Raw genomic sequence first — 16327 nt, forward strand, 5'->3', positions numbered from 1 at the left:
ATAACAGCGATTAATTAAACGGTTGTTTAACCGGCGAAAGGATAAGCAGGGGGAGTATGGAAAGTGAGGCTACAGATACTCGGTTTCGGCTCAAAAAAACACGCACGCTCGCAGGATCTCGTCAGCATAATGATGAACGAACATTATCCCGCAGCCGTCATTGTAAGAGATAAGGTTAAAACAAATTTTCATTGCCTGATATCGGCATATCGTTCTAATTTTTAGTTTCCCTAGTGCATGCCTGCAGACGGCTAAAAGCAGCTCACTTGCAGGTGTTCAAAAAATGATTATATCACGGCGCTAAAGCCCATCACGTTGAGTATTATGCGCCGCGATCGCATTCGCCATCAGTGCATAATCCTTGATGACCCCTGGGTGACGACGCCCTGAGCAGAAAATAAAATCACAGCGTTGCTCATCTTCGATCAGTTTTTTTGCCAGATGCCTGACTCGCAACTTGGGTGTTGCATTAATTCTGGTCACCCGCCCTCTTTCAGTTTCATTACTTTGCGGATGAACCTTTTCTTCATACTCGCCGATCATCAGGGTTATTTTATTAACGCTTTCAGCGATTGTTAACTTGCCATCAGGAAGCAACGCCCCATTCCCCCACCAGATCGATGGACTGGCCGCCAGATAATTTTGAAACGCGCCAGGATAGTTCAACAGCGTATAAAGTACAAAATGCCCGCCATGTGAATGACCTGCCAGCGTTTGTTTGTCTGTATTGATTGAGTAGCGTGACTCAATCCAGGGCTTAACACATGTGGTGATAAACTGATAAAATGCCGGCGCTCCGCCACCGTCAATAAACTCATTATCATCAGAGGGAACCGTATAGTCGCGGGTTCTTGCTTTTAGTATATCCACCCCATCCTGATAGCCGATGCCGACATAAAGAATATTGTCGTTACTTCTGCGCCGATGGCGTTCGGTCAGCTTGGAGAATTGAGTATTGGCATCGAGAAAGTAAAGCGCTTTTAAATCGCCATGCGCTTGCTTGTCATGAGCAATAAAAACCCTATAACGTTGACCATTAAAGTTAAAGTCCTTCGTTCTTGAAATCAAAGATCCACACATAACAACCTCACTTTATAAATAAGCCAGTGGTTTAACACTGGCGATAATGTCTTTTTCCAGATAAAAAAGACGGTGAGGTTCAACCGTAGCAATGTATTATTCTGCTTACGACGCTTGCTGGTTGTGTGAATGATTAAACAAAAACGTTTGTATTATACCTTGCAGCACATTACCACGTAGCGATAAGCAGAAATATCTACCGCAAGCGCTGCAGACGCCTGTGCTGCGTGTTTTTACAAGGAAGGCATTGTGAGACTTGAAATGGTGCGATAATGGAGCGAAAAAAAACATATATCGCACTGTTTTAAAACGATTTTTATGAACAAAAAACAGTAATCTATACATATACCTATACACAATAAAATGGTGCACAACACATAGAGTAAATTATAAGCAATTAGCACTCGCCCAGTGCTCATCGTATTAAAAAAAGATTTATAGAAAAACTGTTCACCTATACACCTTTTAATCTTATCCTTTTATTTCAATACATTGATGGGTGTATAGCTACCTTCTCGGTGTACAGTCTAAATCACTGGCACAAAAAAACCGGCCTGAGCCGGTGTGGGGAGCGCTTGTCGTTATGATATTGGCCGTTCAGCGGCCGATAGGATGCCCTGGTGTTGCTGCGTGTGTTTGGGTCACTGCCACTATAGGCGTCGCGGTATTTAGGATCGATGACGACCGCATCGCCGCCGGTGATGGCCTTGATACCCGCCCGTCACCGCTCCACTTTTCCTGGTCGGGCAGGATAATCAGCGAGTAACCGACGACCTAGGCACATTTGCGCGCCGACTCCAGTTTGTCGATAGTGGCGGCAGGGTTATTAACGGCACTGGCCAGCCACCGGGCGATAGTCGCCATCACGCTCATCCTGTTGATACCTACGACGTTAAGATTCTATCAACTCCTGTCACAGCGCGGCAGCCTCACAGGCCCAATAGTTGTGGTAGTAGGGATATATCAGGCACCATATGTTTAGTGCATAGCCCTTTTCCTACCAATGCACCGATTCATGCCAAAGTCTTATAGACAGGGCCTGACTGGTATCGTTTTTGTCGTAGTTATTAATGTTCAGAACTACGCTGACTATTTCAACAGTGGCGCGTTTGGTTGCTTTGCCTTCTATCAATCAGATATGGCGCGGTTCAATGTCTCCGACTGCTCGCAGTCGCATCGATCGTCAATCCGCATTTTCCCCATACAGCCAACTGTGGCACGGCTACCAGGAGGTCCAATAGCATTCAGAATAACTCTTGAGACAAATATTTCGAGGGTGGATTGATGGATGGATGATGCACAAACTATTTTTATTAACCACCTTAACTCATGTTGACCTGGGAAATTAATAAGGTGGAGTGAGTCTCTATATAGCCTTCATTATTAATCAAGTATAGGATGTGGATTTTCAATCATGTTATTGTTAATGAAAATAATTCTAATGATGTTAGGAAAGATAGACATTTGCTGCCGTAGGCCCATTAAGCCCATTCACTCTTCTAAATTCCACTCGAATTCCAGGGATGATGGTTTGAGTTTCACGTGATGATAATGCTGAAATGTGTACTCGTACGTCTTTCCTTCCATCAGAGGGGATAATTAATCCTTTACCTGTTTTATTATCAAATATTTTGATGATGCCTGTCATTTTTTGGAACAAAGAACAACCTTATGAGATGAAAACAGCCTTAAGTATACATTAAATGAATAAAAAAACCATCTCAATCTTACACATTCACCCTGGCCTTTTAGACGGCTAAAAATAAACATTGCTATCTCTTTAATAAGGGTGTAAGACTAAGTTATTAAAATTAAACCGCAGAAAATGTCGGTTTAAATGAGTCATATATTCAGCCCCTATAGCTAATGTTTCAATCTACCTTTTTTTGATTAGTGTACTATTCTGACTTCTCACACCCAAGTAGGAATTTAATAATATATATCACATTGAAATAGCTTTTTATGTTGATAAGGAGGCTATAACTTTTGTTTTTGGACGATTAATACCCCACTAAATATTTTGTAATAAATACGCATCCATCAACAAGGTAACGTCATGATAAAAGTCATTAGTTTTTTTTAATTCTGCGCCATCTTGTATCACTGAGCTTCAGGACGGCGTAAAAACAATTTCACGCTCTTATCCGAATGGAGAGAAAGTACAATTACCTATAATGACGGCGGGATTAGCTTCTCGGACAGGTGACCACACAATTGTTCATGTCGCCTCTGATCGTGATTTAACATCCGACGAGATTTTTGCTGCTGCTGAAAAGTTGCTGTAAAACGTTCAAGGAAGTAAAAATCAGTAAAATACAATTTTTTCTTGCAACCTGACTTGATTGACATCGTATATTTTATAATTTTGGGCTAATGCTTAGCATAAGCATATGATAATTATGTACTATAATAAAAGAAAATATTAACAGTACAAAAAACGACCGTTAATGATATGATAAATCTCATTCATTGAAAGGTTAATCCATATGTCTTTTATCGATTACGCAATGAAGTACATCGGCGGCATATCTAGATCTGCTGTAATTTGCCCTGTTTGTGGATTCAAGTCATCTCAGGCGGTTAGCAAGCTTCGACTGAAACAAGCAATGCTTTGCCCTGAATGTAAAGCGCTATTTGTCAAGTCACGCTAAACTCTGATACATGGTGATGCTGAATTTTGTGAGTACGCCTAAGACATATTCAAGCAGCTGTTAAATCCCGGATGGCTTACATCCATCCTGAGAGAACGCTTCTGAACTGATTTCGCAACTGCTCCTGCGCATTAACGTCGCAACTGAGCAACTCTATGAAAATGAACCCCAGGGAATGGTTTAGCCACTCCCGAATTCTGGCAAAAAAAACCGAACGATCGCCGCTTGCCGCTAACGATCCTGCAGGTGAGGGGGCGGTACGATCAGAGTTGTTTTCAACATCTCAGATGGAACGTTACGGCCAAAAGTTGGCACGTGCCCATAAATTATCTCCAGATAAGCTTCCCTACTACCTTCTCAAAAGGCTCGGCAACAATGAGGCCGCTATCACGCAGAACTGCTACGAGCTTAACTCAGGTATAAAAGCGAGCATTATGCCTGCCGGGGAGTGGTTGTTGGATAATTACTACCTTATTGAGGAGCAAATTCGCATCGTTCGCCAACACTTGCCGAAAAGCTTCGGCAAAGGTCTCCCATCCCTAATATCGCCTCAGAATTGTCCGCGAATTTATGATATTGCATCGGAAGCCATTGCGCACGGCGATGGCCGCTGGGACACTGCCAGCCTGACCAGCTATATCACGGCCTATCAACAGGTCACCCCACTGACGTTGGGCGAAGTTTGGGCCCTACCGGGCATGCTGCGCCTGGCTCTGATTGAAAATCTTCGCCGCATCAGCATGGAAGTCGTAAAGGCTCAGCGGGAACGAAACCTGGCAGATGCGTGGATAACAAGAATTTTCGAATGTGCAGAGAATGCTCCCGCTGACTTAATCATGGTAGTCGCCGATATGGCGCGCTCACGTCCTCCGTTGAGCAGTGCATTTGTCGCGGAGTTAGTACGGCGTCTGCAGGGGCATGGCAATGCGGTGTCGTTGCCTCTGACCTGGGTTGACCAGTGCCTGGCGGAACAGGGGATCACAACCGAGGCACTGATTCATCGCTTCAATCAACAGCTCGCTGCCAGTCAGCTTTCAGTCAGTAACAGCATCGCTGGGTTGCGTTTACTGAGCGAAACGAACTGGGCTGATTTCGCTGAGGCGATAAGCACCGTTGAACAGGTATTACGCCGTGATCCTGCCGGTATCTATACCCAAATGCACTTTGATACTCGGGATCATTACCGCCACGTCATTGAGATTCTGGCCAGAGATAGCGGCCTCAGTGAGCCTGAGGTAGCCAGCCGGTTACTGGCTCTTACCAGGGAGAACGCTCCCGACACATCGAAGTCCCACATTGGCTATTATCTGGTAGGCGAAGGTCGAGAGGAGTTGGAAATTCATCTGCTGGCTGACACCTCAACGTTTATACGCCTGCGGCACAGTTTCAATAGAATATCCCTGCTGTCATGGCTTGGCAGCCTGAGTTTGTTGACCACAGCAACGGTGGCCGGGGTATTGCATGAAACTGCGCAGCAAGGAACGTATTGGCTGCCGATCGTTGTGGCATTGCCTCTTGTCATTGCTGTTAGCCAATTAGCAAGTGATCTGCTCAGCGATGCCACCACTCGTTTTCGAATCCCCCGCCCATTGCCGAGGATGGATTTTTCAGCCGGTATTCCCGTAGATAGTGCAGCCATGATCGTCATCCCTTGCATGCTGACAAGTCACGAAAGCTTCAGCAAACTCCTCACCAGTCTTGAAGTATGTTGGCTGGGGAATCAAAACGAAAACATCTGTTTCGCTCTGCTCACCGATTTTGCCGATGCAGAAAATAAACAAGCGTCTGCAGACAGAGCCCTCCTCAGACAGGCGATCGCCGATATGCAGGCGCTTAACCGCCGCTATCCATCCCGACACCCTCGTTTTTATCTGCTGCACCGGCAGCCTGAATGGAACCCTTCTCAGCGGACCTGGATGGGTTATGAACGCAAGCGGGGCAAACTGGCGTTGTTGAACGACTGGCTGCGCCATCCTGCGGCGCAATTTGTCAGCGTTGCAGACATGCCTGCTCATCTTTTACCGGGCTATATAAAATATGTCATTACGCTGGACAGCGACACGGTGCTGCCACGCGATACGGTACACAAGCTGGTCGCGACGATGGCGCATCCGTTGAATAAGCCAGAGTATGATCCGGTACGCCAGAGGGTGGTCAAAGGATTCGGCATTCTACAGCCCGGACTGGCGGAGGCAATGCCGCATAATGGCCAGGGGCGATACGCGGCCATGCGCAGCAGCGCACCTGGCAATAACCCCTATTCCATGATGTCTTCCGATATCTACCAGGATCTCTTTGGGGAAGGATCGTTCGTGGGCAAGGGGATTTATGATGTCGATACCTTTGTTCAAGCCACGGCCAACGTTTGTCCTGAAAATCTGGTTCTCAGCCATGATTTACTGGAAGGGTGCTACGCGCGTTCGGGGCTGCTGAGTGAAGTTTTACTCTACGAACAGTACCCCAATAATTACCTTTCGGATGTTGCACGCCGCTCACGCTGGATCCGGGGTGACTGGCAACTGCTGAACTGGTTGAAACTACGCGTCAGAAAAGCGGATGGAAGCCGGGATAAGAATCCTCTATCCGCACTCTCTTACTGGAAACTGTTTGATAATTTGCGCCGCAGTCTCGTCGCCCCCTCTTTACTGATATTGCTGTTCTTGACACTGCTTTGGGTGCCTAATCCGGTTTATTGGCTTGGCGTGCTGGCGCTGATATGGCTGTTACCTGCAATGCTGAGCATCCTCTATGACCTGCTGCATAAGCCCCTTCGCCGCCACCTGAAACCGCATTTGTTGCTGGTAGCTTCAGGGGCGCTGAAGCGTCTGTCAGGCATCGGGCTTAATTTTGCGATACTGCCGCACGAAGCCGGATATTCATTGTATGCGATTATCGTGACGCTATGGCGTCTGGGCGTTAGCCAGCGCAATCTCAGCCAGTGGGTCAGCCATCGCCCTGATGACAATCAGGCCAGAACTTCGGTTGGCCGTTTCTACCAGGCTATGTGGCTGAACGTCGTTGGCGGAGTGGCACTCACCATTCTGACCGTACATATTGCGCCGCAGCTGCTGGCGATCGCTTTGCCGGTCAGTGTGTTATGGTGCCTGGCCCCCCTGCTGATGAAAGGGTTGAGCCGCCAACCCGTTCGTAAGGCCTTTTCGCCGAACCAAGAGCAAAAACAGCTGCTACGCCAGACAAGCCGTGAAATCTGGGCATTTTTTGAGACCTTTGCCACAGCGCAAGAGAACTGGCTTCCGCCTGACAACTATCAGGAAATACCGCAACCGACAGTGGCTCACCGTACTTCTCCTACCAATATTGGCCTTTCCCTGCTGGCCAATCTGACGGCCTGGGACTTTGGTTATCTTTCCGGCGGGGAGGTATTGCAGCGCGTCTCGCTAACGCTTGATACGCTGGACAAAATGGAACACTACCGGGGACATCTCTATAACTGGTACGACACCCGTACGCTGGCACCACTCAGCCCACGCTACGTTTCAAGTGTCGACAGTGGCAATATGGCGGGTCATTTACTGACATTGCGTGAAGGGCTATCTGCCATGCGCCATCAGCCTGTTTTAAACATCGAACAGATGCTGGCCGGGCTGAACGATACGCTGGATATTCTGGAGAAACATTGGGGCTCAAGCGCGCCTACCGCGTTGCGGCTACTGCGCAAACACTGCCAAAGTGCGGTGTCACTGTCTCCGCCAGCGCTTTTCAGCGAACTGAAAAAAATGCGCACTCAGTGCAACCATCTGACAACGCAATGCCATCAAGACTCCCACCTTCAGGTACGCTGGACAAAACATCTGGAAAATCAGCTGGTGCAGCTTGGCCATGAATGGTCGCTACTACTCGACTGGTTGCCAGCGTCCTGGAACAAACAGACGCTGCCGACGCTGAACTGGTTGGCCCGTGCGACATTTACCGGTGAAGGAACGCCTCCGGCGTCCGTGACGGCGCAAGCTCAAATGCGGCTGAAAATTATCGCCGAGCTTGAACAACGGCTGAATGACCATGCTCGGATGGATTTCGCCTTTCTGTACAGTGAGGCAACCAGTCTGCTCAGTGTCGGTTACAACTGTGACACGAATACGTCAGACAAAAGCCATTACGATCTTTTCCCATCTGAAATCCGACTGACCAGTTTCCTCGCCATTGCGGCGAATCAGTTGCCACTCAAAAGCTGGTACGCGCTGGGGAGGTTGTTCACCACCATAGACAATGAAACTGCCCTGATGTCATGGAGCGGTTCGATGTTTGAATACCTGATGCCTAATCTGGTGATGCCCACGTGGCCAGGCAGTCTGCTTGATGAGATGAGCCAGTCGGCGGTGATGCGCCAGATACACTGGGGTAAAGAGCGTGGGGTGCCTTGGGGAGTATCAGAGTCTGGCTATCATGCTTTTGATGTTCAGCAAAACTATCAGTATCAGGCATTTGGCGTGCCAGGGCTCGGTCTGCGTCGGGGACTTGCCGATGATATGGTGGTTGCCCCTTACGCCACCCTGCTGGCGCTGATGGTCTCACCGCAAAAAGCGTGTGAAAACCTGTTCCGATTGCAAAAAAATGGCGCACAGGGTGAGTATGGCTTCTATGAAGCGCTGGATTATACCCCTTCACGCCTCGCAACCGGTCAACTGTATGCGGTAGTGCAATCTTGGATGGCACATCATCAAGGCATGGCATTTCAGGCGCTCGCCCACGTGCTGCTTGACGCCCCCATGACTGAGCGATTTATGTCCAGCACGCTCTTCCAGTCAGCGAGTTTGTTGTTACAGGAGCGAGTGCCGGATGCGGTCGATCTCTACAGCCCGCGCCGTCATTTTGAATCTCATGAAGGAAGGGTCAAACCCGTTCGCTATGAACCTCGTATTTTCAACGGGGTGGACACCCCGGTTCCGGAAATTCAGCTGTTGTCCAACAGCCATTATCATCTGATGTTGACGGCTGGCGGGGGAGGCTACAGTCGCTGGAATAATATTGCCCTAACGCGCTGGCGAAGTGATACCACCCGGGATAACTGGGGAACGTTCTGCTATATCCGCAATATGCAGACGGGTGAGATATGGAGCAATACCTGGCAACCGACAGGCAACGCTATCGGGCTCGACGAAGAAGTGATATTTACCGATGCGGGGGCGGAATTCAGGCGCACCTTCGGGACGCTCAGCGTCAAAACCCAGGTTGTTGTCTCCCCCGAGGATGATATTGAACTGCGACGTATCACCCTGGTGCACCGGGGCCGCCAGCCGCGCTCCCTGGAACTGACAACCTACGCCGAAGTGGTACTGGCGTCTGATGCCAGCGATCTGGCACACCCAGCGTTCAGCAATTTGTTTATCCAGACCGAGCTTGATCCTGAACGTGATGCTATCCTCTGCCACCGGCGCCCGCGCTCGCCGGATGAGTCGAGCCCTTGCCTGTTTCACATGATGGTGGTGCATGGCGGTCACCATAAGAGCGTCTCGTTTGAAACAGACAGGGCAGAGTTCCTTGGACGAGGCAGAAGCCCAGCCGATGCGCGGGCCATCGAGCAAGGCGGAGCGCTCAGCAACACATCGGGCTCAGTGTTGGATCCTATACTGGCGATACGTCACGCCATCATCCTGCAGCCTGGGCAACCGGTTACGATTGATATCGTTTATGGCATTAGTGAAAGCCGCCAGCAAAGCCTGGCATTGCTCGAAAAATATCGCGACTATCCTATCGCTGACCGCGTGTTTGAACTGGCGTGGTCGCATAGTCTGGTGGTATTACGTCAGATGAACGCCAGTGAAGATGATGCCACCTTGTTTAATCGTCTTGCCAGCGCAGTACTTTATCCCAGTCAGGAGTTGCGTGCCGAGGGCCAAACCATCAGCCATAATCGGCGTGGTCAGTCCGGCCTGTGGGGCTGGGCAATCTCAGGTGATCTGCCGATAGTGCTGCTCAGCATTTCCAGCGAGGAAGGCGTCGCCTCCGTCACCACCCTGATTCAGGCACACCGATACTGGCGGCTGAAAGGGCTGGAGGTGGACTTGGTGATCCTGAATAACAGCCCAGGGGGATACCAGCAGGGATTGCAAAATCAGATTATGGATTTAATTTATGCCGGGTCAGAAGCCAGTCTGCTGGATAAAACGGGCGGCCTTTTTGTTCGTAATGGCGAGCACCTCACCACTGAGGATAAGCTGCTGCTGATGAGCGTGGCTTGTCTTTACCTCGATGACCGTGCGGGTGGAATTAATGAACAGCTTAACCAGCGTATTCACACCCCAAAACCTCCGGCCAGACCGTTGATTCCGCATATTGTTTCGGAGAGTAACCAACATACAGATTGGGCCCCCGATACCAGCCAGTTGCGCCATTTCAATGGGTACGGCGGATTTTCTCATGACGGCCGGGAATATCAGATTGTGCTCCGGGAAAATGAGTCAACGCCCGCCCCTTGGGCAAATGTACTGGCGAATGCCCGTTTTGGCAGTGTGATTTCGGATGCGGGGCAGGCCTATAGCTGGTATGAGAATGCCCATGAATTCAGGTTAACGCCGTGGGAGAACGATCCTGTGAGCGATCGTAGCGGTGAGGCGTATTACCTGCGTGATGAAGAGAGTGGTGAGTGCTGGTCACCGACGATTTTACCTACGCGCGGACAAGGGGATTATCTGACACGCCATGGTTTTGGCTACAGCGTATTTGCCCATCGGGAGAGTGGTATAGACAGTGAGCTGACGGTATTTGTTGCCGAAGAGGCCCCGGTTAAACTTGCAATCCTGACGCTCAGTAACAATTCGGGACGCACTCGAAAACTGTCCGTCACGGGCTACGTGGAGTGGACGCTCGGAGAGTCACGAATCCGCTCCGCCCCTCATATCGTGACACATGCTGCCAGTATCCCTGGCGGTTGCGGTGTGATGGCAAATAACTTTTATGGTGACAACGGTGGCGAGCGCACTGCATTTTTTGCCGTCAGCGGTAATTATTGTTCGTTGATGGGAGATCGCCGGGAGTTTATTGGCCGTAACGGTTCGTTGCGCAGCCCATCCACCATGAAACTGCGCAGACTCTCGGGTAAAACCGGCGCCGGCCTCGATCCCTGTGGAGCCGTCCAGTCAGCGGCTACATTTATTGACGGGGACCAGAGAACGTTTATTTTTGTCCTTGGCGCGGCAGATAATCATGCCCAGGCTCAGGAGATGCTTACCCGCTATCTCAATGAGGATGCGGCCCGCCTGGAGCTGAACCGCGTTCACCACTACTGGCACCATGTGCTCGATAAAATCGTGGTTAATACGCCTGATACATCTGTGAATTTGCTGGTCAACGGCTGGCTGTTATACCAGACCGTAGCCTGTCGCCTTATGGCTCGCAGTGGTTACTACCAGTCCGGCGGTGCATTTGGTTTTCGCGATCAGTTGCAGGATACGCTGGCACTGAGTCATGCCGATCCGAACCGAATGCGCGAACAGATAATGCTGTGCGCATCACGGCAATTTATCGAAGGAGATGTGCAACACTGGTGGCACCCTCCACACGGCAGCGGGGTTCGTACCCGCTGTTCTGATGACTACCTGTGGCTTCCGCTTGCCGTTTGCCACTATGTGGAAACGACGGGGGATATGAATGTGCTGGAGATGCGCATACCGTATCTGGAAGGTCGCCTGCTCCAGCCCGGTGAAGAGTCTATCTATGACACGCCGGTCGTCAGCGGCACCGAAGAGACATTGTGGTTACACTGCGTCAAAGCGATTCAACATGGACTGAGGTTCGGTGAGCATGGCCTGCCGCTGATGGGGGCAGGTGACTGGAATGACGGGATGAACCGGGTTGGTATCGAAGGCAGAGGTGAAAGCGTCTGGCTGGGTTTCTTCCTGTATGACATTTTGCAGCGGTTTGCCGCACTGGCAGAGCGCAGGCAGGATGACAGTATCGCCTTGATGTGTCGTTCGCATGCCTTACACCTGCAAAACAATCTCGAAACCCACGCCTGGGATGGCGAATGGTACCGGCGCGGTTATTTTGACGATGGCACTCCCCTGGGATCGAAAGCCTCGCAGGACTGCCGGATAGATGCGATTGCGCAGAGCTGGTCTGTATTGTCCGGGGCTGCCAGCACGGGACGGTGCGCACAGGCCATGCAGGCGCTGGATAAGCACCTGGTAGATAACGATGGCGGGTTGATAAGGCTGTTAACACCACCATTCGATGGTCATGGACCTAACCCGGGTTACATCCAGGGTTATCTGCCCGGCGTGCGGGAAAATGGGGGGCAGTATACACATGGCGCCATCTGGGCCGTTATGGCATTTGCACGGATGGGAAATACAGAACGCGCCTGGCAACTCTGGTCAATGATCAACCCGATAAATCATACCCTTAATACAGACTCGGTTGGGATTTATAAAGCTGAGCCTTATGTCATGAGTGCTGATGTCTATAGTGTCGCTCCCCATACCGGACGAGCGGGATGGAGCTGGTATACCGGTTCCGCAGGCTGGGCCTACCGTTTACTTACCGAGGAATTACTGGGTATAAAACGCTCCGGTGCTACCTTTACTGTCCATGCCAGATTGCCGGATGAGTGGTCCTCTTTTTCGATGTCATATCAATATGGTGAAAGCCAGTATCAGATTATGGTTTCACGCGGAGAGGGAGAGTATCGTGTCACACTGGATAGCATCGTACTGCCTGGCGACAACATTCCTTTGCGGGATGATGGGAAAAATCATACGGTTGAAATTCTTCAAAACTGATACTGCCTTAAAAGGCGCATTAAAGCCTGCCGTTAATGCGCTGATTGTCCCTGAGAACTTCGATTGCGGTTTGCATTACGACTTTATCATCCCGTCTTTTCTGCTTGAGCTGCATCACCTGGAGGTATTCAAGCAACGTTCGGGTGTTAATTGGCCTGCCTTGTTTTCCCACGGCCAGCACCGCCTCACCAAGGATAATTTTCACTGGGGGTAACTGTGCAGGGTACCAGTCAAGGGTGTCTTCTGATTTCATTATAAATTTCTCATGGAAGGGTATTATATCACAAAATATTACTTTGTTGCTTGGTTCTGCTCTCATAGCTCAAGAATAAAGAGAAACGGTATACTATATGGATATTTAAAGCCAATGCCTCCCTGTTGAGTTTATGAATATGATTAATGCATTTCGAGTTGTAAAAAACGAAATTCGGTTAATGGAATATACAGAGTAATGATGATAGGGAAGAGTGTAACTGCTGTGCACCGACTGTTTATATTTTTAATTTAAACACAACGCCATTGTCTAACTAATATGTAACGCTAAAGACATGGTTTTCCTTATGTATTACAAGCCATATATTAAACTTTCGGGTCGAGCTAAGGAAAAAACATGTCACAACATTTTACAAAAGCTTTGCTTCATCCCCGTTACCCTGCCGACCATTTGGCAGACTTCATCTGGCGCCACTCTGTGGCTATCTTTTCGAACGCGCTTTCAGACTCGGTTTGCAAAGCAAGTTTTTGCTCTTTTCGCACCTCACTGGGGTTCTTTCCTTCTGCCACAAGTTTTCGAGCTTCATCACGGCGGGAACGAGCATCTGCAAGTGTGATCGTTGGGTACACGCCAAGCGAGATCATTTTGGGTTTACCGGCAAAACGATAGCGGAACCGCCAGCTGCTGCTTCCATTGGGTTCTACAAGTAATGACAACCCTTGCCCATCTCCAAGTGTATAGGCTTTAACTTCAGGCTTAGCGCGGCGAATCTGCATATCGTTTAAAGGCATGTGTATAGGAATCCAAGACCGAACAGGAACATTACGGACTAACACGGACTAAAAACGAATTAATATCTTTATAAAACAATGTTGTTATGGATTAATACGGGCGTTACAGGAAGAGAGGATGGTGCCGATAATAGGAGTCGAACCTACGACCTTCGCATTACGAATGCGCTGCTCTACCAACTGAGCTATATCGGCATCGAGCCGGGCCTGCGGGGCAAGCCGGAAGTGCGTTGAACAAGGTAGACCTGCGCGCGAAATGAGTCAATAGCCGCCGGGGCGTTTGGTTGTTTTGCAAGCAACCAGACTGTCGTGCAGCCCCCTTTTCCAAAAACAATCAGGGCGCAGCATGCTGCGCCCTGACCTCTTTATGACCGCAATCCGGTCTTAGCTTCGCACCAGATCGTCGCCGTAGCCAATCCATTTGTAGGTGGTCAGCGCGTCCAGGCCCATCGGGCCGCGGGCGTGCAGTTTCTGGGTGCTCACCGCCACTTCCGCGCCCAGGCCGAACTGGCCGCCGTCGGTGAAGCGGGTGCTGGCGTTGACGTACACCGCCGAGGAGTCCACCGCGCGCACGAAGTGCTCGGCGCTGCTCAGCGAGCGGGTGAGGATCGCGTCGGAGTGGTTGGTGCCGTGGGTGCGGATGTGGTCGATAGCCTGATCGATATCGTCCACCAGCAACACGTTCAGATCCAGCGACAGCCATTCGTCGTCGTAATCCTCCGCATTCACCGGCACCACCGTCGCCGGGCCGCCCTGCAGCAGCGGCAGCGCGTTTTCCGCCGCGTGCAGCGTCACGCCCGCCGCCGCCATTTTGGCGCTCAGCGCCGGCAGGAACTCGGCGGCGATGCTGCGGTTCACCAGCAGCGTCTCCAGCGAGTTACAGGCGCTCGGGCGCTGGATCTTGGCGTTTTCAATCACCGTCAGCGCCTTGTCGAAGTCGACGTCGGCATCCACGTAGGTGTGGCACACGCCGATGCCGCCGGTGATCACCGGGATGGTCGATTGCTCACGGCACAGCTTGTGCAGGCCGGCGCCGCCGCGCGGGATCAGCATGTCGACATAGCGATCCAGGCGCAGCAGTTCGTTCACCAGCGCGCGATCCGGGCTGTCGATCGCCTGCACCGCCGCCGCCGGCAGGCCGCACTGTTCCAGCGCCTGCTGGATCACTTTTACCGTCGCCTGGTTGGTGTTGTGCGTCTCTTTCCCGCCGCGCAGGATCACCGCGTTGCCGGTTTTCAGGCACAGGCTGGCGACGTCGATGGTGACGTTCGGCCGCGCCTCGTAAATCACGCCGATCACGCCGAGCGGCACCCGGCGGCGCTCCAGCTTCAGCCCGCTGTCCAGCAGGTTGCCGTCCAGCACGTGGCCGACCGGATCGTTCAGGCGGCATACCTGGCGCACGTCGTTGGCGATCGCCGCCAGCCGCGCCGGGGTCAGCAGCAGGCGATCGAGTAGCGCTTCGCTCATGCCGGTGGCGCGCGCCTGCGCCATGTCTTGTTCGTTCGCCAGCAGGATCGCTTCACTGTTGGCTTCCAACCTGTCGGCCATCACCGACAGCACCTGATTCTTCTTCGCCGTGCTCAGCACCGCCAGCTGCCAGGAGGCCTGCTTGGCGGCCTTCCCCATCTGCTCCAGCATGCTCACTCCTTAACTGACAATCATATCGTCGCGGTGCACTGCCACCGGACCGTATTCATAACCGAGGATTTCGCTGATTTCCTGCGAGTGGTGCCCGGCGATCATGCGCATCGCGTCGCTGTTGTAGCGGCTGACGCCGTGCGCCAGATCGCGCCCCGCCTGGTTGCGGATGCGGATCACTTCGCCGCGCGAGAAGTCGCCCTTCACTTCGCGGATGCCTTTCGGCAGCAGCGAGCTGCCGCGCGCCATCATCGCTTCCACCGCACCGTCATCGACGGTGATCTCACCGGCCGGCGGCGCGCCGAAGATCCAGCGCTTGCGGTTTTCCAGCGGGGTTTCCAGCGCGTGGAAACGGGTGCCCACCGGTTTGCCCTCGATCACGTCCGCCACCACGCCCGGCTTGCTGCCCGCGGCGATCACCACGTCGATACCGGCGCGGCAGGCCACGTCGGCCGCCTGCAGTTTGGTGCCCATGCCGCCGGTGCCCAGACCGGAGACGCTGTCGCCGGCGATGGCGCGCAGCGCGTCGTCAATGCCGTGCACCTCACGGATCAGTTCGGCCTGCGGGTTGTTGCGCGGATCGGCGGTGTAGAGGCCCTGCTGATCGGTCAGCAGCAGCAGTTTGTCGGCCCCGGCCAGAATGGCCGCCAGCGCCGACAGGTTATCGTTGTCGCCTACCTTGATTTCGGCGGTGGCGACGGCGTCGTTCTCATTGATTACCGGCACGATGCGGTTGTCCAGCAGCGCCGTCATGGTGTCGCGCGCGTTGAGGAAGCGCTCGCGGTCTTCCAGATCGGCGCGCGTCAGCAGCATCTGCCCGACGTGGATGCCGTAAATGGAGAACAGCTGTTCCCACAGCTGGATCAGCCGGCTCTGCCCTACCGCCGCCAGCAGCTGCTTGGAGGCGATGGTGGCGGGCAGCTCGGGATAGCCCAGGTGCTCGCGCCCGGCGGCGATGGCACCGGAGGTGACGATGACGATGCGGTGACCCGCGGCGTGTTGCTGCGCGCACTGGCGCACCAATTCGACGATGTGGGCGCGGTTCAGACGCAGCGATCCGCCGGTCAACACGCTGGTGCCCAATTTCACAACCAATGTCTGGCTGCCGTTCATAGTAATTCTGCCGTGTGTAATGATGAGAAGAAGAGTGCAAAGGTCTTTGTAACAGGAGAGACGCGTTATGCCAACAGGCACAACGCGAAATCAGCACAATAC

General features: G+C 52.0%; 7 protein-coding genes, 1 tRNA gene and 2 pseudogenes. 2 read left to right on the top strand and 8 right to left on the bottom strand.

Features of this window, described 5'->3' with window-relative positions:
* Positions 1-300: 300 nt before the first annotated feature.
* The 3 genes and pseudogenes from L085_RS23815 to cspF all read right to left on the bottom strand — a co-directional run bounded on the left by L085_RS23815 (position 301) and on the right by cspF (position 2740).
* Positions 301-1080 carry an alpha/beta hydrolase-fold protein gene (locus tag L085_RS23815; RefSeq protein WP_044031880.1) on the bottom strand — a complete coding sequence of 260 codons (780 nt, stop codon included), beginning with the start codon at positions 1078-1080 and terminating at the stop codon, positions 301-303.
* 649 nt (positions 1081-1729) lie between these two features.
* Positions 1730-1950 (bottom strand): annotated as a pseudogene (locus L085_RS25825) (hypothetical protein); the annotation flags it as partial.
* Positions 1951-2527: 577 nt separating this feature from the next.
* Positions 2528-2740, bottom strand: coding sequence for a cold shock-like protein CspF (gene cspF / locus L085_RS24950; protein ID WP_071525953.1), 213 nt, complete (start codon positions 2738-2740; stop codon positions 2528-2530).
* An 826-nt stretch (positions 2741-3566) separates the two neighbouring features.
* On the opposite strand from cspF, the gene L085_RS25835 reads away from it, so the two are divergent.
* Positions 3567-3731 (top strand): YnfU family zinc-binding protein, encoded by a 165-nt coding sequence (locus L085_RS25835; RefSeq protein ID WP_216606217.1) that lies wholly within the window; start codon positions 3567-3569, stop codon positions 3729-3731.
* Between the two features lie 155 nt (positions 3732-3886).
* Positions 3887-12469 carry a glycoside hydrolase family 94 protein gene (locus tag L085_RS23820; RefSeq protein WP_044031881.1) on the top strand — a complete coding sequence of 2861 codons (8583 nt, stop codon included), beginning with the start codon at positions 3887-3889 and terminating at the stop codon, positions 12467-12469.
* 19 nt (positions 12470-12488) lie between these two features.
* Here L085_RS23820 and L085_RS23825 read toward each other — a convergent pair whose 3' ends face one another.
* From L085_RS23825 to proB, 5 genes and pseudogenes are all read right to left on the bottom strand, one after another.
* A complete protein-coding gene (locus L085_RS23825) occupies positions 12489-12722 on the bottom strand; it encodes a hypothetical protein (RefSeq protein WP_016929262.1) in 234 nt (77 codons plus the stop codon).
* A gap of 398 nt (positions 12723-13120) precedes the next feature.
* Positions 13121-13474 (bottom strand): annotated as a pseudogene (locus L085_RS24960) (Arm DNA-binding domain-containing protein); the annotation flags it as partial.
* Between the two features lie 119 nt (positions 13475-13593).
* A tRNA-Thr gene (locus L085_RS23835) sits at positions 13594-13669 on the bottom strand.
* Positions 13670-13858: 189 nt separating this feature from the next.
* Positions 13859-15112 (bottom strand): glutamate-5-semialdehyde dehydrogenase, encoded by a 1254-nt coding sequence (proA, locus tag L085_RS23840; RefSeq protein WP_015376739.1) that lies wholly within the window; start codon positions 15110-15112, stop codon positions 13859-13861.
* Between the two features lie 9 nt (positions 15113-15121).
* Positions 15122-16225 carry a glutamate 5-kinase gene (gene proB / locus L085_RS23845; protein WP_033651028.1) on the bottom strand — a complete coding sequence of 368 codons (1104 nt, stop codon included), beginning with the start codon at positions 16223-16225 and terminating at the stop codon, positions 15122-15124.
* Between the last annotated feature and the right edge of the window lie 102 nt (positions 16226-16327).

Source organism: Serratia sp. FS14 (assembly GCF_000695995.1).
Lineage (GTDB): Bacteria > Pseudomonadota > Gammaproteobacteria > Enterobacterales > Enterobacteriaceae > Serratia > Serratia nematodiphila.